A 15416-nucleotide genomic window follows, 5' to 3' on the forward strand; every position below is an offset into this window, starting at 1 on the left:
CAGCCTGCGCCTGAAGCGCCTCTGTCTCAAACTGCTCTATGCCTTCGGGCAGAACTCCGCCAGACCCACCGCGTTCCCGTCCCCCGCCCAGTCCCCGTTGAAGTTGAACGCCAGCGTGTGGCGGCCGTCCTCCGTGGTCAGGGCCAGGGTCGAGGAGCCGTGGATGCCGCCGTCGTGGCCCCAGACCGTGCCCCCGCAGGGGAGTTTGAGTTCCATGAGGGCGAGGCCGTAGCGGCTGTCGGGGTCGTCGTCACCCGTGGAGACCGTCGTCTTCATCTCGGTCAACTGGCGGGACGGCAGCAGCTTTCCGCGCAGCAGTGCCGAGTAGAAGGTGTTCAGGTCCTTCGAGGTGGAGATCACCTCGCCGGCCGAACCGGCCATCGACGGGTTGAGTTCCGTGACGTCGACCGGGTCTCCGCTGCCGTCCCTGGTGAGTTTGGAGTACGCGCGGGACGCCGGGCGCGGTACCGATGAGCTGGTGCCGGGGACCGAAGTGCCCTTCAGGTGGAGGGGGTTGATGACACGGGAGCGGATCTCGTCTCCGTACGTGTGGCCCGTGACCTTCTGGATGACCATGCCCGCCAGGAGGTAGTTCGTGTTGGAGTAGTGCCAGCCCTTGCCGGGCGCGAAGTCCGGCTTGTGGGTGGTGGCGATGCGGACCATCCGGGTCGGCGTCCACGTGTCGTAGCGGTGGGCGAGGAAGCCTTCCTTCAGGAAGACCAGCCGTCGGAAGCCCTCGTCCTCGGTGATGTTGAAGATGCCGCTCGTGTGGTTCAGGAGCCGGCGGATCGTGATCTTCGTGGGGTCGTAGCCGTTGCCCTGGACCAGGCCCGGCAGCCAGTGGTCGAGCGTGTCGTCGAGGCTCAGCTTCCCCTCGGCCTCCAGCTGGAGCAGGACGGTGGCGACGAACGTCTTGGTGAGGGAGCCGACGCGGTAGTGGTCGCGGGCACCCCGGTCGCCCGAAGTGCCGTTCCACGTACGCCCGTTGACGACTGCCTGCGCCGTCGCTCCGGGGACTCCGTCGCGTACGGCGGCGTCCAGGGCCCGCTGGGTGGCCCGGTGGTCCTGGCGAGCCGAGGATGCCTCTCCGGGTGTCGCCAGGGCGGGGGCGGCGAGTGCCCCCGTGGTGATCGTCAGTGCCGCTGCCGCTGCCAGCAGGCCGGTGCTCTTGCGCATGTCCGCGTCTCCCCGTCGTGGTGTCGTGCGTTCGGCCGGAGTGACCTCGGACGTACGGGCCGGGGTTGATCGGGGTCAGCCGGTTGAGCGGTAATCAGCCCTTGCGGAGGACGAGTTCGGTGTTGCGGTCGCCGGGCGTGCCGGAGAGGGTCGAGCGGGCGCCCGCCGCGTTCAGGGCCAGTTCCCGGTAGAGCGCGGCGAGGCCCGTCTGCGTGAGGTCGGTGAAGTCCGTGGCGTGCGGGGCCGCCGATTCGACGAGGGTGGTGAACAGGGAGAGCGTGCCGTCGTGGTTGTCGGCGATCTCGATGATGCGGGCCAGTTGCGGGAAGTCGACGTGAGAGGCGGTGTTGATCTCCCAGTAGCCGCGCGAGCCGTCCGAGCCGGGGTGTGCGGTGATCTCGTTGCGGTGGCTGTGGCCGTTGACCCAGGCCAGGACCGGGCGGTGGCGGGCGAGGAGGGCGGCGAGTTCCTTGCCGCCGTGGCGGCGTTCGCCGGGGTGGTTCGGGTCCTCGCGCAGGTTGCGCATGGATGTGCTGGTGTGGTGCGAGAAGACGATGACGTGGTCGCCGTTGCGCGCCGCGGACTTCAACTGGCGTGTGAGCCAGGCGAGTTGGCTTGATCCGATCGATCCCTCGTAGTGGCCGCCGGGGTCGGTGGTGTCGAGGCTGATGCCGAGGACATCGCCGGAGATGCGGAAGGCGTAGTACTGGGTGAGCGAGGCCAGGTTGGTCTGCGTGTAGCCGTGGCCGACGGGGCCCGGCCCTGTGTGCGCCGGGTCGAGGTGGGCGGCGAGGTACTCGGCGGGGGTGAACGGGGCGCGGGCCTCGTCGGGCGTGACCGCGCGCAGGTGCCGGGCCTGGGCGCGCAGGAGTTCCTTGAAGGCCGTGCCCCTGGGGTCGCCGCCGCTCTGCACGTTGGCCCAGATCTGCTTCGCGTCAGCGGCGGGGAGTTCCATCAACTTCCTTCCGCCCACGGCGAATTCGGCGAAGTAGGAGTCACCGGGGGCGTAGCAGCCGCCGGGCAGGAAGTCGTGGTTGCCGACGGTGGAGTACCAGGGCAGGTTCAGGCCGGGGCTGCGCAGTTCGCGGATCGCCGCCTCGAGGAAGCCGGGGATGCGGGGGAAGTGACGCTTCTGCTTGTCGGCGTCGCGCAGGGCCGCGTCCGGGTGCCAGTACAGGGGCAGGCCGCTGTTCTGTACGCCTTCGTAGTGGCGCGGGTCGCCGGTGTTGGGGGTGATGCGGCCGCCGCTCATCGTCTTGAGGAACCAGTCGAGTTCGGAGCGGGCGTTGTTGTCGGTGTTGTCGCCCGTCGTCATGACGAAGTGGAGGGGGGAGGCGGTGACGGGGGCGCCGCGCAGGGCGTTGACGCGCTCCACGAGGGAGACGGCGCCCGCGACGGACAGCGCCTCCTGGGGGCGCCAGGCGCTGGCGGTCCGTGACCTCAAGTACTCGTAGCGGAGCGGGTGTTGGACGTCGACCAGGTGCAGGTCGGTGAACTGGACGAACGCGGCGAGCGCGGTGCGGCGCGCCGCGCGGCCCGAGCGGGGCGCCGCGAGGTCGGCGCGGACGACGCGCCGCCAGCCGGGCCCGTCGCCGAGGCGGCGGTATCCGTCACGGCTGCGGGCGGCGGCGACCGAGGCGAGGGTGGTGCCGCGGGTGTAGGGGGCGAGCGGTGCCGCGGGCGCCCCGCGGGAGCGGATCCGGGTGGCGGGGACGGCGGCGGGGTCCGCGGCGGCGGCCGGCCCGCTGCGGCCGAGGGCGTAGCCGAGGCCGGCGGTCAGCGTCGCCGCGCCGGTCGCGGCCAGGAGCGTACGGCGGTCGAGTCCAGCGGCGGCGTTGGTGACGGAACGTATGCGCGACATGGCGCGGTCTCCCCGGGTGCGAACGCGTCGACAGTGACGGCGGGCGGCTCGGCGACGAACTGCCCTTCCGTACTGGATCGTTGGCATCGGGGATGACCTGCGCGTGAACGGCGACGCAACGTGCAACGCCGATCACCGTACGTGGATCACCGGCGGGTCCGGGTTGTCATGTGCGAGGAGGAGAACCGCGAGGTGCCCGTCACTCTGTGTTCACCTTTCGGGGAACGAAAGCCCCTTGTCGACGTGCCCTTGGGGCGGGCGTTCGCGCCACAGGCGCAGTCCCACGTCGACGAGTTCGACGCGCGGCAGGTCGGCGACCGCGTCGAGTGCGTGCCAGGCGGCCATGTCCGTCGAGCCGTCCTGTTCGTGGCGCAGGGTGCCCGCGGTGATGAGGCCCTCGTAGACGATGCGCAGTCCGTGGAAGTCGGCGACCTTGCCGAGCTTGCGGGGGTAGCGGCGCAGGACGGAGTGCACGCCGAGCAGGGCGGTGGGCTCGACGGTGTATCCCGTCTCCTCGTCGACCTCGCGGATGACGGTGTCGTACGGGTCCTCGCCGTGGTCCATGCCGCCGCCGGGCAGCGTCCAGCGCTTCGTCCCGTCCCCGGCGACCCACCGGGCGAGCAGCACCTGCCCGTCCCGCACGCACACGGCGTAGGCCGCCACCCGCAGCTCTTTGTGCATTCCCTGACGTTACGGCAAACAGCTTCACCACGGAGCAACCACGAGCAACCACGAGAAGTTCAAGAACCCGTCCGATAAACCCTGGTTAGATCCCGTTCGCGCCGGATGGCGGGTGGCGGAAGTACGCCACGGCCTGATCCCGCCTCGGACAACTCTCCCCAAACTGTGGTCACTTACGTAAAGCTGAGCGGTCATCCGGCACCGAAATCCGGAGCCCTTTCGAAACACCCCCAAAGTAGCTCTCACCTTTACGTACAGGGATGCTGATGACCCTCGATCCCCAGCGCGCGCCCATATCCGGCGCGAGACGCGCGGCCCGGCTCGCGGCCGCCGCAGGCCTGGTGGCCGCGCTCACCGCGGCAGGGCCGATATCCATGGCCACGGCCGCGGACACGGACTCCGCACCGGCCGCCGACCCCGCGGTCAAGGCGGCGAGCGACAAGCTCGGCGCGCACGACGCGGAACTGCTCGCCGACGCCAAGGCCGACGGCACGAAGAACGTGACCATGATGGTCGCCACGGCCCCCGGCAGGACCGAAGAGGTCGCCAAGGAGCTGGACGCCGTCAAGGGCGGCTCGGTCGGCCTCTCCTACGACAAGCTCGGCTACGTGCGGGCCACCGTGCCCACCGGCCGGGCCGACGCCGCCATCAAGGCCGCCGAGAAGCTCGACTCCGTGCACGGCATCGACCTGCGCCAGGAGATCGAGCTCGACGACCCGACGCCGGCCGCCGACACCGCCAGGAGCGCGTCGGCCTCCAAGGGCGCGGCCACCGGGTCCTACGGCGGGCCCGGCAAGGACACCCCGGCGAAGAACCCGTACAACCCGTCGTTCGAGACGGGCGCCGTCGACTTCGTGAAGGACAACCCGAAGGCCGACGGGCGCGGTGTCACCATCGGCATCCTCGACTCGGGCGTGGACCTGGGCCACCCGGCGCTGCAGAAGACCACCACCGGCGAGCGCAAGATCGTCGACTGGGTCACCGCGACCGACCCGATCCTGGACGGCGACGGCACCTGGCGGGCCATGGTCACCGCGGTCACCGGGCCGACCTTCACCGTCAACGGGCGTACGTACAAGGCGAATGCGGGCTCGTACAACTTCAGCACCTTCTCGGAGGCGGCGACCGCGGGCGGCGACGCCAAGGGCGACGCGAACCGGGACGGCGACACCACCGACAAGTGGGGCCTGCTGTACGACGCGGCCGCCGGGACCGTCACCGTCGACCTCAACGACAACGGCGACTTCACCGACGACACCCCGATGAAGCCGTACAAGGACGGCTACCAGATCGGCTACTTCGGCAAGGACGACCCGTCCACCGACGTCGTCGAGCGGCAGCCGTTCGTCGTGGAGATCCGCAAGGACGTCCCCATGGACCCGTACGGCGGGGACTGGGTCGGCCAGAAGCGCGACTTCGTCAACATCGGCGTCATCGAGTCCGAGCACGGCACGCACGTCGCGGGCATCACCTCGGCGAACTCGCTGTTCGGCAACAAGAACATGAACGGTGCCGCGCCCGGCGCGAAGCTCGTCTCCTCGCGTGCCTGCACGTGGAGCGGCGGCTGCACCAACATCGCGCTGACCGAGGGCATGATCGACCTCGTCACCAAGCGCGGCGTGGACATCGTCAACATGTCCATCGGCGGTCTGCCGGCGCTCAACGACGGCAACAACGCGCGCTCCGAGCTCTACACGCGCCTCATCGACACCTACGGCGTGCAGCTCGTGATCTCCGCGGGCAACTCGGGCCCCGGCGCCAACACCATCGGTGACCCCGGCCTCGCCGACAAGGTCCTCTCCGTCGGCGCGTCCATCTCCAAGGAGACCTGGGCCTCCAACTACGGCTCCCAGGTGGAGAAGTCGTACGCGATGATGCCGTTCTCCTCGCGCGGTCCGCGTGAGGACGGCGGCTTCACGCCGGCCATCACGGCGCCCGGTGCGTCGATCAACTCGACGCAGACCTGGCTGCCCGGTTCGCCGGTCGCCGAGGCGGGCTACTCGCTGCCGGCCGGTTACTCGATGCTGCAGGGCACGTCGATGGCGTCGCCGCAGGCCGCCGGCGCCTCCGCGCTGCTGCTGTCCGCCGCCAAGCGCGCGCACATCGACCTCTCCCCCGCGGACCTGCGCACGGCGCTCACCTCGACCGCCAAGCACATCAAGGGCGAGCAGGCGTACGCCGAGGGCTCGGGCCTCATCGACATCGAGGACGCCTGGGACGCGATCGAGGACGGCGCGACCGCACACACGTACACCGTGAAGGCGCCCGTGGACACCGCGATCGACTACGCGCTGAAGACGCCGGGCTTCGGCACCGGCATCTACGACCGCGAGGGCGGTCTGAAGGCCGGGCAGAAGAAGACGTACGACGTCACCATCACGCGTACGTCGGGCTCGGCCAAGCCGGTCCTGCACAAGCTGTCGCTCGCGAACAACTCCGGTGACACCTTCGACATCGCCGGTTCCAGCTACGTGTGGCTGCCGCTGAACAAGGCCGTCACCGTGAAGGTGCAGGCGCGTCCCGAGTCGGCCGGTCTGCGCAGCGCGATCCTGCGCGTCGACGACCCGAGGACCGAGGGCGTCGACCAGCAGATCATGGCGACCGTCGTCGTCTCGAAGCCGCTGGCCGGACCGTCGTACACGTTCCACGACAGCGGCTCCGTGCAGCGCAACAGCACGAAGTCGTACTTCATCACGGTGCCCGAGGGCGCCAAGTCGCTGCAGGTGCGCATGAGCGGCCTGAAGGACGGCAGCCAGACGCGGTTCATCTCGATCCACCCGTACGGGGTGCCGGTCGACGAGACGTCCACGCCGAGCTGCTACCCGAACTACAACAACCCGGCCAACACCTGCCGCCCGGACCTGCGTTCGTACGCGGACCCGCAGGCCGGTGTCTGGGAGATCGAGGTCGAGTCGCGCCGTACGTCGCCGCTGCTCGACAACCCGTACACGCTGGACGTCGCGCTGCTCGGCGCCGCGTTCGACCCGGCCGTGCAGACGCTGCCCGAGGCGAAGGTCGGTACCCCGGCCGCCGTCACGTGGAAGGTGACGAACAACTTCGCCGCCATCAACGGCGGGAAGCTGCAGGGCGGCCCGCTCGGCTCGTCCAAGTCGGCGCGGCCCACCATCGCCGGTGGCGCCACGCAGACCTCGACGGTGGAGGTGCCCACGGGCACCGAGCGGCTCGACGTCGCCATCGGCAACGTCTCCGACCAGGCGGCCGACCTGGACCTGACGGTCAAGGACGCCGCGGGCAAGACGGTCGCGTCGTCCGCCGACGGTGACTCCGAGGAGTCGGTGAGCATCGCCAAGCCGGCCGCCGGTACGTACACGATCGAGGTCGCGGGCTACTCGGTGCCGTCGGGTTCGACCGCGTACGACTACACCGACGTCTTCTTCTCGCCGGCGCTCGGCACGGTGAAGGTCGACGAGTCGAAGGCCGTGACGCTGGCGAACGGGGCGTCCACGGACGTCTCCGCCGAGGTCACGGCCGCGGCCGCCGCGCCGGAGGGCCGTGAGTTCTTCGGCCAGGTGCAGCTGCTCAACGAGCGCGGGGTGCCCGCGGGCGTCGGCAGCGTGAAGATCGAGAAGGTCACCCCGTAACACCTGTTGTACCTGTTGTACCTGGGGAGGCTTGAGTGCGGGGGCGGGCGCCGGTGGCGTCCGCCCCCGCTGTTTCTTCGTCTACGTCAACAGGTGCTCGCCCCGGGCAGGGCGTTCAGCACGGTCGCGCGCAGGCTGTCGCGCTCCTCGCCGAGGGCCCAATGGTCCGGCTGGGGGCTGCTGTTGGGGATCGTGATCAGTGGCTGGTCGCCCGGCCTCAGGCGCGGCAGCACCTCGTGGTCCATCGGGAACGTGAGGGTCCGCGCACCGCCGGAAGCCGGTTTGTACCAGCGGGTGACGCGCAGGGTGACGCGGTCCTCGCCGGTGTCCCCGATGGGCACGACGCGCAGCACGGTGCCCTCGGCGATGACGCGGGAGCAGGCCACGAGTCCCTCCGGGGAGCGCTTGCCGCCGTTGTCCCCCGGTGCCACCTGCCGGCTGTCCGCGGCCGACTTGTCGCTGCCGCCGCCGGTGTCGTACGCGCCGACGCCGCTCTGCGCCACGACCCACACCATGCCGCCCGCCAAGGCCAGGGCGCCCGCCGCGGCGAGGGAGCCGAGCGCGAGACGCAGGGGGCGACGGCGGTGCCTGTGAGGCGCGGGCACGGGCACGGGCACGTGTACCGGCTCCGGAAGGGTGCCGAGTGCGTCGCCCAGCCCCTTCAACTGGTCCCGCAGCAGGGCGACATCGGCCGCGACGGCGGCGGCGTCGGGGTCGTCGTCGGGCAGCGGCTCCCCACTGATCGCCAGCATCAGGAGCCGGTCCTCCCGTGTGCTGTCCTCCACGTCACACCACCTCCTGCTCGTGCAGCCGGGCCCGCAGCATGCGGACCGCCGTGTGCAGCCTGCTCTTCACGGTGCCCTCGGGCACGCCGAGCTCCGTCGCGATGTCCCGCACGGGCAGATCGGCGTAGAAGCGCAGGACGACCACCTGCCGCTGCTGGTCGGGCAGTTGGTCCAGGCCCTGGGCCACGGCCAGGGAGAGGACGCGGGTCTCGGCGGCGTCGCGGCCGTCCTCCTGGCGCAGCGCGGCGAGGCGCTCCCCGAGGCGTTCCTGGCGGCGGCGGGCGCGGTGCCAGTCCATCGCGAGGTTCGAGGCGACGACCGCCGCCCAGGCCGAGACGTCGCGCGGCGCGTCCTGGCCCTTCGCGGCCCGTTCGAGCAGCCGCAGGCGGACCTGCTGGACCCCGTCGGCCAGATCCGCGTACGGCACCCCGCCCAGCGACAGGACGGCCCGCACCCGGCCCTCGACGGCGTCGTCCAGGGGATCGCCCGGCCGGCCTCGTGACTTTCTTCGCAGCAATGCCACCCCTCCCTCGCCGCGTTTCCCCTAGGACGCCGGTGGGCGGTGAAACGTTCGGGGTCGGTCCACATCCGTTGCCCCCTCTCCTGATCCGTCGCCACTCCCGTCAGATCTTCACCATTTCCAACCATCGACTTCACACCGCCGCCACTGCACCATGTGCCTCATGACAAGCATCGCCAAGGGCGCCAACACGGCTGTCCCCACCGCCCTGTTGAAGGTCGCCGTCTGCCGTCAGGACGTCCCCGGGGCCCCGGTCGTCGACGCCTCCGCCCTGCTGCTCGACGCGGTCGGCAAGGTCCGCGGCGATGCGGACCTCGTGTTCTACAACCAGCCCGCGCACCCCTCGGGCGCGGTCCGGCACACGGGTGCGGCGCAGGGTGGCGGGCTGCTCGCCGAGTGGCTGGAACTGGATCTGCCGCGCGTCGAACCGGCCGTACAGCGCGTGGTGATAGCCGGTTCCTGCGACGGCGGAGTGTTCGGCCAGGTGCCCGGCCTGTACGTGCAGGCGTCCCTGCCCGACGGTTCGGTGGTGGCGCACTACGCGGTGAGCGACGCGTCGAGCGAGACGGCGTTCGTGCTCGGGGAGTTCTACCGGCGGGACGGCGCCTGGAAGTTCCGGGCGGTGGGGCAGGGGTACGCGTCCGGGCTCGCGGGCCTCGCGACGGACTTCGGCATCGCGGTGGACGAGCCGGCTCCGGAGCCGGCCCCGGTCCCGGTGTCCGAGAACACCGTGCCGGTCCAGGACACGGTGCCGCCGGTCCAGGGCACGGTGCCGCCGGTCCAGGACGCCGTGCCACAGGTCCAGGACGGGGTGCCGCCCCAGGACGCCGCCCCGTACTCCTTCGGCCCCGAGTTCCCGCCGTACACCCAGCGGGGCCGCGGCAACGGCATCGTGGCCGTGGACGCGCCGCTGCCGCCGGGCCCGGTGCTCGTCGAGGCCTGGCACCACGGCGACGGCTACTTCGGGCTGCACACCCTGAACCGGCGCAACAAGGACGACGACCTCCTCTTCAACAGCACGCTGCGCGACTTCCGCGGCCGCTGCCTCGTCCGGCCCCCGCAGGACCGCCCGCTGCGCCTGCGCGTCGAGGCCGACGACGACTGGACGGTCCTCGTGCAGCCGCTGTCGGTCGCCCGCCGCCTGGGCACGGGCCCGCTCCAGGGATACGGCCCCGAAGTGGTCGCGTACACCGGTACCGCGGCCGACCTCGACGTCGACTTCGCGGGCGACGAGGACGGCGAGGGCTACTTCGGGCTCAGGAGCCTGGAGGCCCGGCACCTGTCCGACCCGGACGCCTACGACCTGCTCGTCAACGACACCGACCGGCTCCGCCAGACCGTGCCCCTGCCCGACGGGCCGCTGCTCCTGCTCCTGGAGGCCGACGGCGCCTGGCAGTTGACCGCCCGCCCCCTGCCGGTGCTCGACGGCCCCGCCGCCCAGGAGGCGGGCTCCTGGAGCGGCCGCGGAGACAGGACGATCACCCTCGCGAACCCGGCTCCCGGCCACCCGGCGCTCCTGGAGTACTCCTTCGGCGGCGGCCTCCCCTTCGCCGCTCCCAAGGTCACGCTGCTCGACGAGTACGACGACGAGGAGCCGTTCCTGGACAGCAGCCGGCACGGCACCCGGGGCCGCACCGTCGTCTTCCGCGCCGGTGAACCCGAGCTGCGGCTGCGCCTCGACAACCCCGGTGACTGGCGCCTGTACCTGCTGCCGATCACCCAGGTCCCGCCGCTCACCGGCGCCGCCGAGGGCCACGGCAGCGCGGTACTGCGCCACGACGGGCCGCCCGCCCTGCTCACCCTGAGCCGCACCACGTCGGACACGGAGTCGCTGGAGACGCGCAGCCTTCAGGCCGACGGCCAGCTGAAGATCTCGGCCGACAGCGTGGGGCGGCGGCGCCCGGCCACCGGCCCGCTGTGGGTCACGGAGGCCGGGTACTGCTACGTCCACGTGTTCGCCGCGAGCGCGGACACCGGCTGGCGGATCGAGACGCGGGACCTGTCGACCGTCCCCGTGCTCAAGGACCGCGTGGAGGGCCAGGGCTATGGAGTCGTACGTCACACGGGGCCCGAGGCGGAGGTGATGGTGAAGCACGAACCGCGCGGGATGCTCGACCTCTTCGTGCTCTGGGAACTGGACGAACGCCTGGAACCGGTACGCCGCCTCAGCACAGCCTCCGGTCTGCAGCGCGTTCCGAGCGGATTTCTGCAGATCAGGACGTCCGGGAAGTGGAGCATCTCGCTGCACGGCTGAGCCGTGCGGCCGTCCCGTACCGCGGACAATGGATTGGACAAGGCGGGCCGGGACAGACGCATCATGGAGCGGCATCCCGCTGCTCAGCTCGTGTACGTACGGAGGAACGCTGTGAAGGTAGGAATCGTCGGAGCCACCGGCCAGGTCGGCACGGTCATGCGCAGGATCCTCGTCGAGCGGGACTTCCCGGTCGACGAGCTGCGTCTGTTCGCCTCGGCCCGTTCGGCGGGGACGGTCCTGGACGGCGTGACGGTGGAGGACGCTTCGACGGCCGACTACACCGGCCTGGACATCGTGCTGTTCTCGGCGGGCGGCGCCACGTCGAAGGCCCTCGCGGAGAAGGTGGCGTCGCAGGGCGCCGTCGTCATCGACAACTCGTCGGCCTGGCGCAAGGACCCCGAGGTCCCCCTGGTCGTCTCCGAGGTCAATCCGCACGCGATCGCGAACCGCCCCAAGGGCATCATCGCCAACCCGAACTGCACGACGATGGCCGCGATGCCGGTGCTGCGTCCGCTGCACGACGAGGCCGGGCTCGAGGCGCTCGTCGTCGCCACCTACCAGGCGGTCTCGGGGTCCGGCGTCGCGGGCGTCGCCGAGCTGCACGGCCAGGCCCAGAAGGTCGTCGCCGACGCCGACAAGCTGACGCACGACGGCGAGGCCGTCGACTTCCCCGAGCCGCAGGTCTACAAGCGCCCCATCGCGTTCAACGTGCTCCCGCTGGCGGGCTCCATCGTCGACGACGGTCTGAACGAGACGGACGAGGAGCAGAAGCTCCGCAACGAGTCCCGCAAGATCCTCGAGATCCCGGCCCTCAAGGTCTCCGGCACCTGCGTCCGCGTCCCCGTCTTCTCGGGCCACTCGCTCCAGGTCAACGCCCGCTTCGCCCGCCCCCTCTCCCCCGAGCGCGCCACGGAGCTCCTCGCGGACGCCCCCGGCGTCGAGCTCTCCGAGATCCCGACGCCGCTGCAGGCCGCGGGCAAGGACGCCTCCTTCGTGGGCCGCGTCCGGGGTGACGAGACGGTCGAGCACGGCCTGTCCCTGTTCATCTCGAACGACAACCTCCGCAAGGGCGCCGCGCTGAACGCGGTGCAGGTCGCGGAGCTGGTGGCCGAGGAGCTGCGGGCCAAGTAGGTCTCGGCGGGTCTTGGGGCGGTCACCCGGGAGGTGGCCGCCCCTCGCCGTGTCAGTGCGCGGGTCGTTCCACCGCGAAGTGCAGGCACCCGTACTCCAGCGCCCGTACGTGCACCAGCACCACCGCCGGGTCGCTGAACGCGTCGTCGAGTGCCGCGTCGAAGCCGGCCGTCGCGTCCTGCGGGATCTCCAGGAGGCGGCCGCCCGCGATGTGCCCGCGGGCGTCGTAGCGGCGGACGGTGCGCAGGGCGCCGGGCCGGTCGAAGGGGTAGCGGGCACCGGGCCGCGGCCCTGCGCACTCCTCGGCGTGCAGGAAGACCGGGCCCTGTTCGTCGTAGGCGCCCGGGTCCGCGCCCGTCGCCGCGGCCCAGCGGCGCAGCGGCGCGTACGAGACGAGGGCGATGCGCTCGCCCTCCTGGATCGGCCTCAGGCAGCAGCGCAGCGGGGAGCCCGCGTCGTCGTCCGTGGCCGTGTACGGGACGCATCGGCGGCCCGCGTCGTCGGTGGTGCGCAGCTCCTTGAGCGCGGCGGGGTCGATGGCGCGTGCGGTGTACCTGGTCATGGCTCCAGCGTCGTCTCGCGCGCGCGTGTTCACCGGCGGAAAACGGACATCGCGTTCCCGTATCCCGCGTGGAAGGATGGCCGAAACGTCATGAACGTAGACCGCCCTAGGAGATGACCGCGTGCCTGGCACAAACCTGACCCGTGAAGAGGCGCAGCAGCGGGCGAAGCTGCTCACCGTTGACTCGTACGAGATCGATCTCGACCTCTCCGGCGCGCAGGAGGGCGGCACGTACCGGTCGGTGACCACCGTGCGCTTCGACAGCGCCGAGGCCGGTGCCGAGACCTTCATCGACCTGGTCGCCCCGGCCGTGCACGAGGCGGTCCTGAACGGGCACTCGCTCGACGTCGCCGCCGTCTTCCGTGACTCGCGCATCGCGCTCAAGCACCTGGAGGCGGGGCCGAACGAGCTGAAGGTCGTCGCCGACTGCGCGTACACGAACACCGGTGAGGGACTGCACCGGTTCGTCGACCCCGTCGACCAACAGGCCTATCTCTACACGCAGTTCGAGGTGCCGGACGCGCGCCGCGTCTTCGCGAGCTTCGAGCAGCCGGACCTCAAGGCGACGTTCCGGTTCACGGTGAAGGCGCCGACGGGGTGGACGGTCGTCTCCAACTCCCCCACTCCGGAGCCCAAGGACGACATCTGGCACTTCGAGCCGACGCCGCGCATGTCGACGTACATCACGGCGCTGATCGTCGGCCCGTACCACAGCGTCCACTCCTCGTACGAGAACGCGGAGACGGGCCAGTCGGTCCCGCTGGGCATCTACTGCCGGCCGTCGCTCGCCGAGTTCCTCGACTCGGACGCGATCTTCGAGGTGACGCGGCAGGGCTTCGACTGGTTCCAGGAGAAGTTCGACTACGCGTACCCGTTCGCCAAGTACGACCAGCTCTTCGTGCCCGAGTTCAACGCCGGTGCCATGGAGAACGCGGGCGCGGTCACCATCCGCGACCAGTACGTGTTCCGCTCGAAGGTGACGGACGCCGCGTACGAGGTGCGGGCCGCCACGATCCTGCACGAGCTCGCGCACATGTGGTTCGGCGACCTCGTCACCATGGAGTGGTGGAACGACCTGTGGCTGAACGAGTCGTTCGCCACCTACGCGGAGGCCGCCTGCCAGGCGTACGCGCCGGGCTCGAAGTGGCCGCACTCGTGGACGACGTTCGCCAACTCCATGAAGACGTGGGCGTACCGGCAGGACCAACTCCCGTCCACGCACCCGATCATGGCGGACATCCGCGACCTCGACGACGTCCTCGTCAACTTCGACGGCATCACGTACGCCAAGGGCGCCTCGGTGCTCAAGCAGCTCGTCGCGTACGTCGGTGAGGACGAGTTCTTCCGGGGCGTGCAGGCGTACTTCAAGCGGCACGCGTTCGGGAACACGCGCCTGTCCGACCTGCTCGGCGCGCTCGAGGAGACCAGCGGCCGCGATCTGAAGGCCTGGTCGAAGGCGTGGCTGGAGACGGCCGGCATCAACGTCCTGCGGCCCGAGATCGAGACGGACGAGCACGGCGTCATCACGTCGTTCGCCGTCCGCCAGGAGGCCCCGGCGCTGCCCGAGGGCGCCAAGGGCGAGTCCACGCTGCGGCCGCACCGCATCGCGATCGGCTTCTACGACCTCGACAGTGACGAGGGCGCCAGCGGCAAGCTGCTGCGCGGCGACCGCGTCGAACTCGACGTCACCGCCGCCGAGTTGACCCAGGTCCCGGCCCTGGTCGGCAAGCACCGCCCGGCCGTGATCCTGCTCAACGACGACGACCTGTCGTACGCGAAGGTCCGCCTCGACGAGGACTCGCTGCGGTTCGTCACCGAGCACCTCGGCGACTTCGAGTCCTCGCTGCCGCGCGCGCTGTGCTGGGCGTCGGCCTGGGACATGACGCGGGACGCGGAGCTGTCGACGAGCGCCTACCTGGACCTCGTGCTGTCCGGCGTCGCCAAGGAGTCCGACATCGGCGTCGTGCAGTCCCTGCACCGCCAGGTCAAGCTGGCCGTCGACCTGTACGCGGCGCCCGCCCACCGGGACACGCTCCTCGCCCGCTGGACCGAGGCGACCCTCGCGCACCTGCGCTCCGCCGAGGCGGGCAGCGACCACCAGCTGGCGTGGGCCCGGGCGTTCGCGGCCACGGCCCGCACGCCCGAGCAACTCGACCTGCTGGAGGCCCTGTTGGAGGGGGCGCAGACGATCGAGGGCCTGGCCGTGGACACCGAGCTGCGCTGGGCGTTCGTGGAGCGCCTGGCCGCCGTCGGCCGCTACGACGAGGCGGAGATCGCCGCCGAGTACGAGCGGGACAAGACCGCCGCCGGTGAGCGCCACGCGGCGACCGCGCGGGCCGCACGGCCGACCCCGGAGGCGAAGGCGGAGGCCTGGGCCTCGGTCATCGACTCCGACCAGCTGCCGAACGCGGTGCAGGAAGCGGTCATCGGCGGTTTCGTCCAGACCGACCAGCGGGAGCTGCTGGCGCCGTACGCGGACCAGTACTTCGCGTCGCTCAAGCAGGTGTGGGACTCGCGGTCCCACGAGATGGCCCAGCAGATCGCGATCGGCCTCTACCCGTCGTTCCAGGTCGACGAGGCCACGCTGACGAAGACGGACGCGTGGCTGTCCTCGGCGGAGCCGGGTGCGGCGCTGCGGCGTCTCGTGTCCGAGTCGCGGGCGGGTGTGGAGCGGGCGCTGCGGGCGCAGGCCGCGGACGTGTAGCCGGTTCCCGTCTGCCGGGCCGCGGTCTCGTTGCGGACCGCGGCCCGGTGGTCCTGCTTCGCGCAGTTCCCCGCGCCCCTGAAGGGGCGCGGGGAACTGCGCGAGAAGCCCCACCGGAGCCGCACCCGGCAACGAGCCCA

Annotated in this window: 10 protein-coding genes; 4 read left to right on the plus strand and 6 right to left on the minus strand. The window is 71.1% G+C overall.

Features of this window, described 5'->3' with window-relative positions; all coding sequences use genetic code 11:
• Positions 1-36: 36 nt before the first annotated feature.
• The 3 genes from ACIBUY_RS09450 to ACIBUY_RS09460 form a co-directional block, all read right to left on the minus strand.
• Positions 37-1176, minus strand: coding sequence for a serine hydrolase domain-containing protein (locus ACIBUY_RS09450; RefSeq protein ID WP_399152252.1), 1140 nt, complete (start codon positions 1174-1176; stop codon positions 37-39).
• A gap of 94 nt (positions 1177-1270) precedes the next feature.
• Positions 1271-3037 (minus strand): TIGR03767 family metallophosphoesterase, encoded by a 1767-nt coding sequence (locus tag ACIBUY_RS09455; RefSeq protein ID WP_399152253.1) that lies wholly within the window; start codon positions 3035-3037, stop codon positions 1271-1273.
• Positions 3038-3247: 210 nt separating this feature from the next.
• The gene (locus ACIBUY_RS09460) at positions 3248-3718 is read right to left on the minus strand and encodes an NUDIX hydrolase (RefSeq protein WP_399152254.1); all 471 of its coding nucleotides are present in this window, start codon (positions 3716-3718) and stop codon (positions 3248-3250) included.
• Positions 3719-3984: 266 nt separating this feature from the next.
• On the opposite strand from ACIBUY_RS09460, the gene ACIBUY_RS09465 reads away from it, so the two are divergent.
• A complete protein-coding gene (locus tag ACIBUY_RS09465; protein WP_399152255.1) occupies positions 3985-7320 on the plus strand; it encodes a S8 family serine peptidase in 3336 nt (1111 codons plus the stop codon).
• Positions 7321-7406: 86 nt separating this feature from the next.
• Here the strand turns inward: ACIBUY_RS09465 and ACIBUY_RS09470 are convergent, their stop codons facing one another.
• Both ACIBUY_RS09470 and ACIBUY_RS09475 read right to left on the minus strand, forming a co-directional pair.
• Entirely contained in the window at positions 7407-8105 is a 699-nt protein-coding gene (locus ACIBUY_RS09470; protein WP_365568705.1) for a hypothetical protein, read from the minus strand.
• 1 nt (position 8106) lies between these two features.
• A complete protein-coding gene (locus tag ACIBUY_RS09475; RefSeq protein ID WP_365568708.1) occupies positions 8107-8628 on the minus strand; it encodes a sigma-70 family RNA polymerase sigma factor in 522 nt (173 codons plus the stop codon).
• A gap of 160 nt (positions 8629-8788) precedes the next feature.
• Between ACIBUY_RS09475 and ACIBUY_RS09480 the strand changes: the two genes are divergently transcribed.
• Together ACIBUY_RS09480 and ACIBUY_RS09485 are read left to right on the plus strand one after the other, a co-directional pair.
• Positions 8789-10879, plus strand: coding sequence for a TerD family protein (locus ACIBUY_RS09480; protein WP_365568711.1), 2091 nt, complete (start codon positions 8789-8791; stop codon positions 10877-10879).
• Positions 10880-10990: 111 nt separating this feature from the next.
• Complete coding sequence (locus ACIBUY_RS09485; protein WP_399152256.1) at positions 10991-12010, plus strand: aspartate-semialdehyde dehydrogenase; 1020 nt, start codon at positions 10991-10993, stop codon at positions 12008-12010.
• A 52-nt stretch (positions 12011-12062) separates the two neighbouring features.
• On the opposite strand, the gene ACIBUY_RS09490 is transcribed toward ACIBUY_RS09485, so the two are convergent.
• Entirely contained in the window at positions 12063-12572 is a 510-nt protein-coding gene (locus tag ACIBUY_RS09490; protein WP_399152257.1) for a DUF1203 domain-containing protein, read from the minus strand.
• 121 nt (positions 12573-12693) lie between these two features.
• Between ACIBUY_RS09490 and pepN the strand changes: the two genes are divergently transcribed.
• Entirely contained in the window at positions 12694-15276 is a 2583-nt protein-coding gene (gene pepN / locus ACIBUY_RS09495) for an aminopeptidase N (protein ID WP_399152258.1), read from the plus strand.
• Positions 15277-15416 lie beyond the last annotated feature (140 nt).

Source organism: Streptomyces sp. NPDC050085 (assembly GCF_044460595.1).
Classification (GTDB): domain Bacteria; phylum Actinomycetota; class Actinomycetes; order Streptomycetales; family Streptomycetaceae; genus Streptomyces.

What these genes read in the sequence shown, in the direction of transcription:
- ACIBUY_RS09480 (WP_365568711.1), top strand. Translation starts at nt 8,789, where the DNA reads ATGACAAGCATCGCCAAGGGCGCCAACACGGCTGTCCCCACCGCCCTG.
- ACIBUY_RS09450 (WP_399152252.1), bottom strand. Translation starts at nt 1,176, where the DNA reads ATGCGCAAGAGCACCGGCCTGCTGGCAGCGGCAGCGGCACTGACGATC.
- ACIBUY_RS09455 (WP_399152253.1), bottom strand. Translation starts at nt 3,037, where the DNA reads ATGTCGCGCATACGTTCCGTCACCAACGCCGCCGCTGGACTCGACCGC.
- ACIBUY_RS09460 (WP_399152254.1), bottom strand. Translation starts at nt 3,718, where the DNA reads ATGCACAAAGAGCTGCGGGTGGCGGCCTACGCCGTGTGCGTGCGGGAC.
- ACIBUY_RS09465 (WP_399152255.1), top strand. Translation starts at nt 3,985, where the DNA reads ATGACCCTCGATCCCCAGCGCGCGCCCATATCCGGCGCGAGACGCGCG.
- ACIBUY_RS09490 (WP_399152257.1), bottom strand. Translation starts at nt 12,572, where the DNA reads ATGACCAGGTACACCGCACGCGCCATCGACCCCGCCGCGCTCAAGGAG.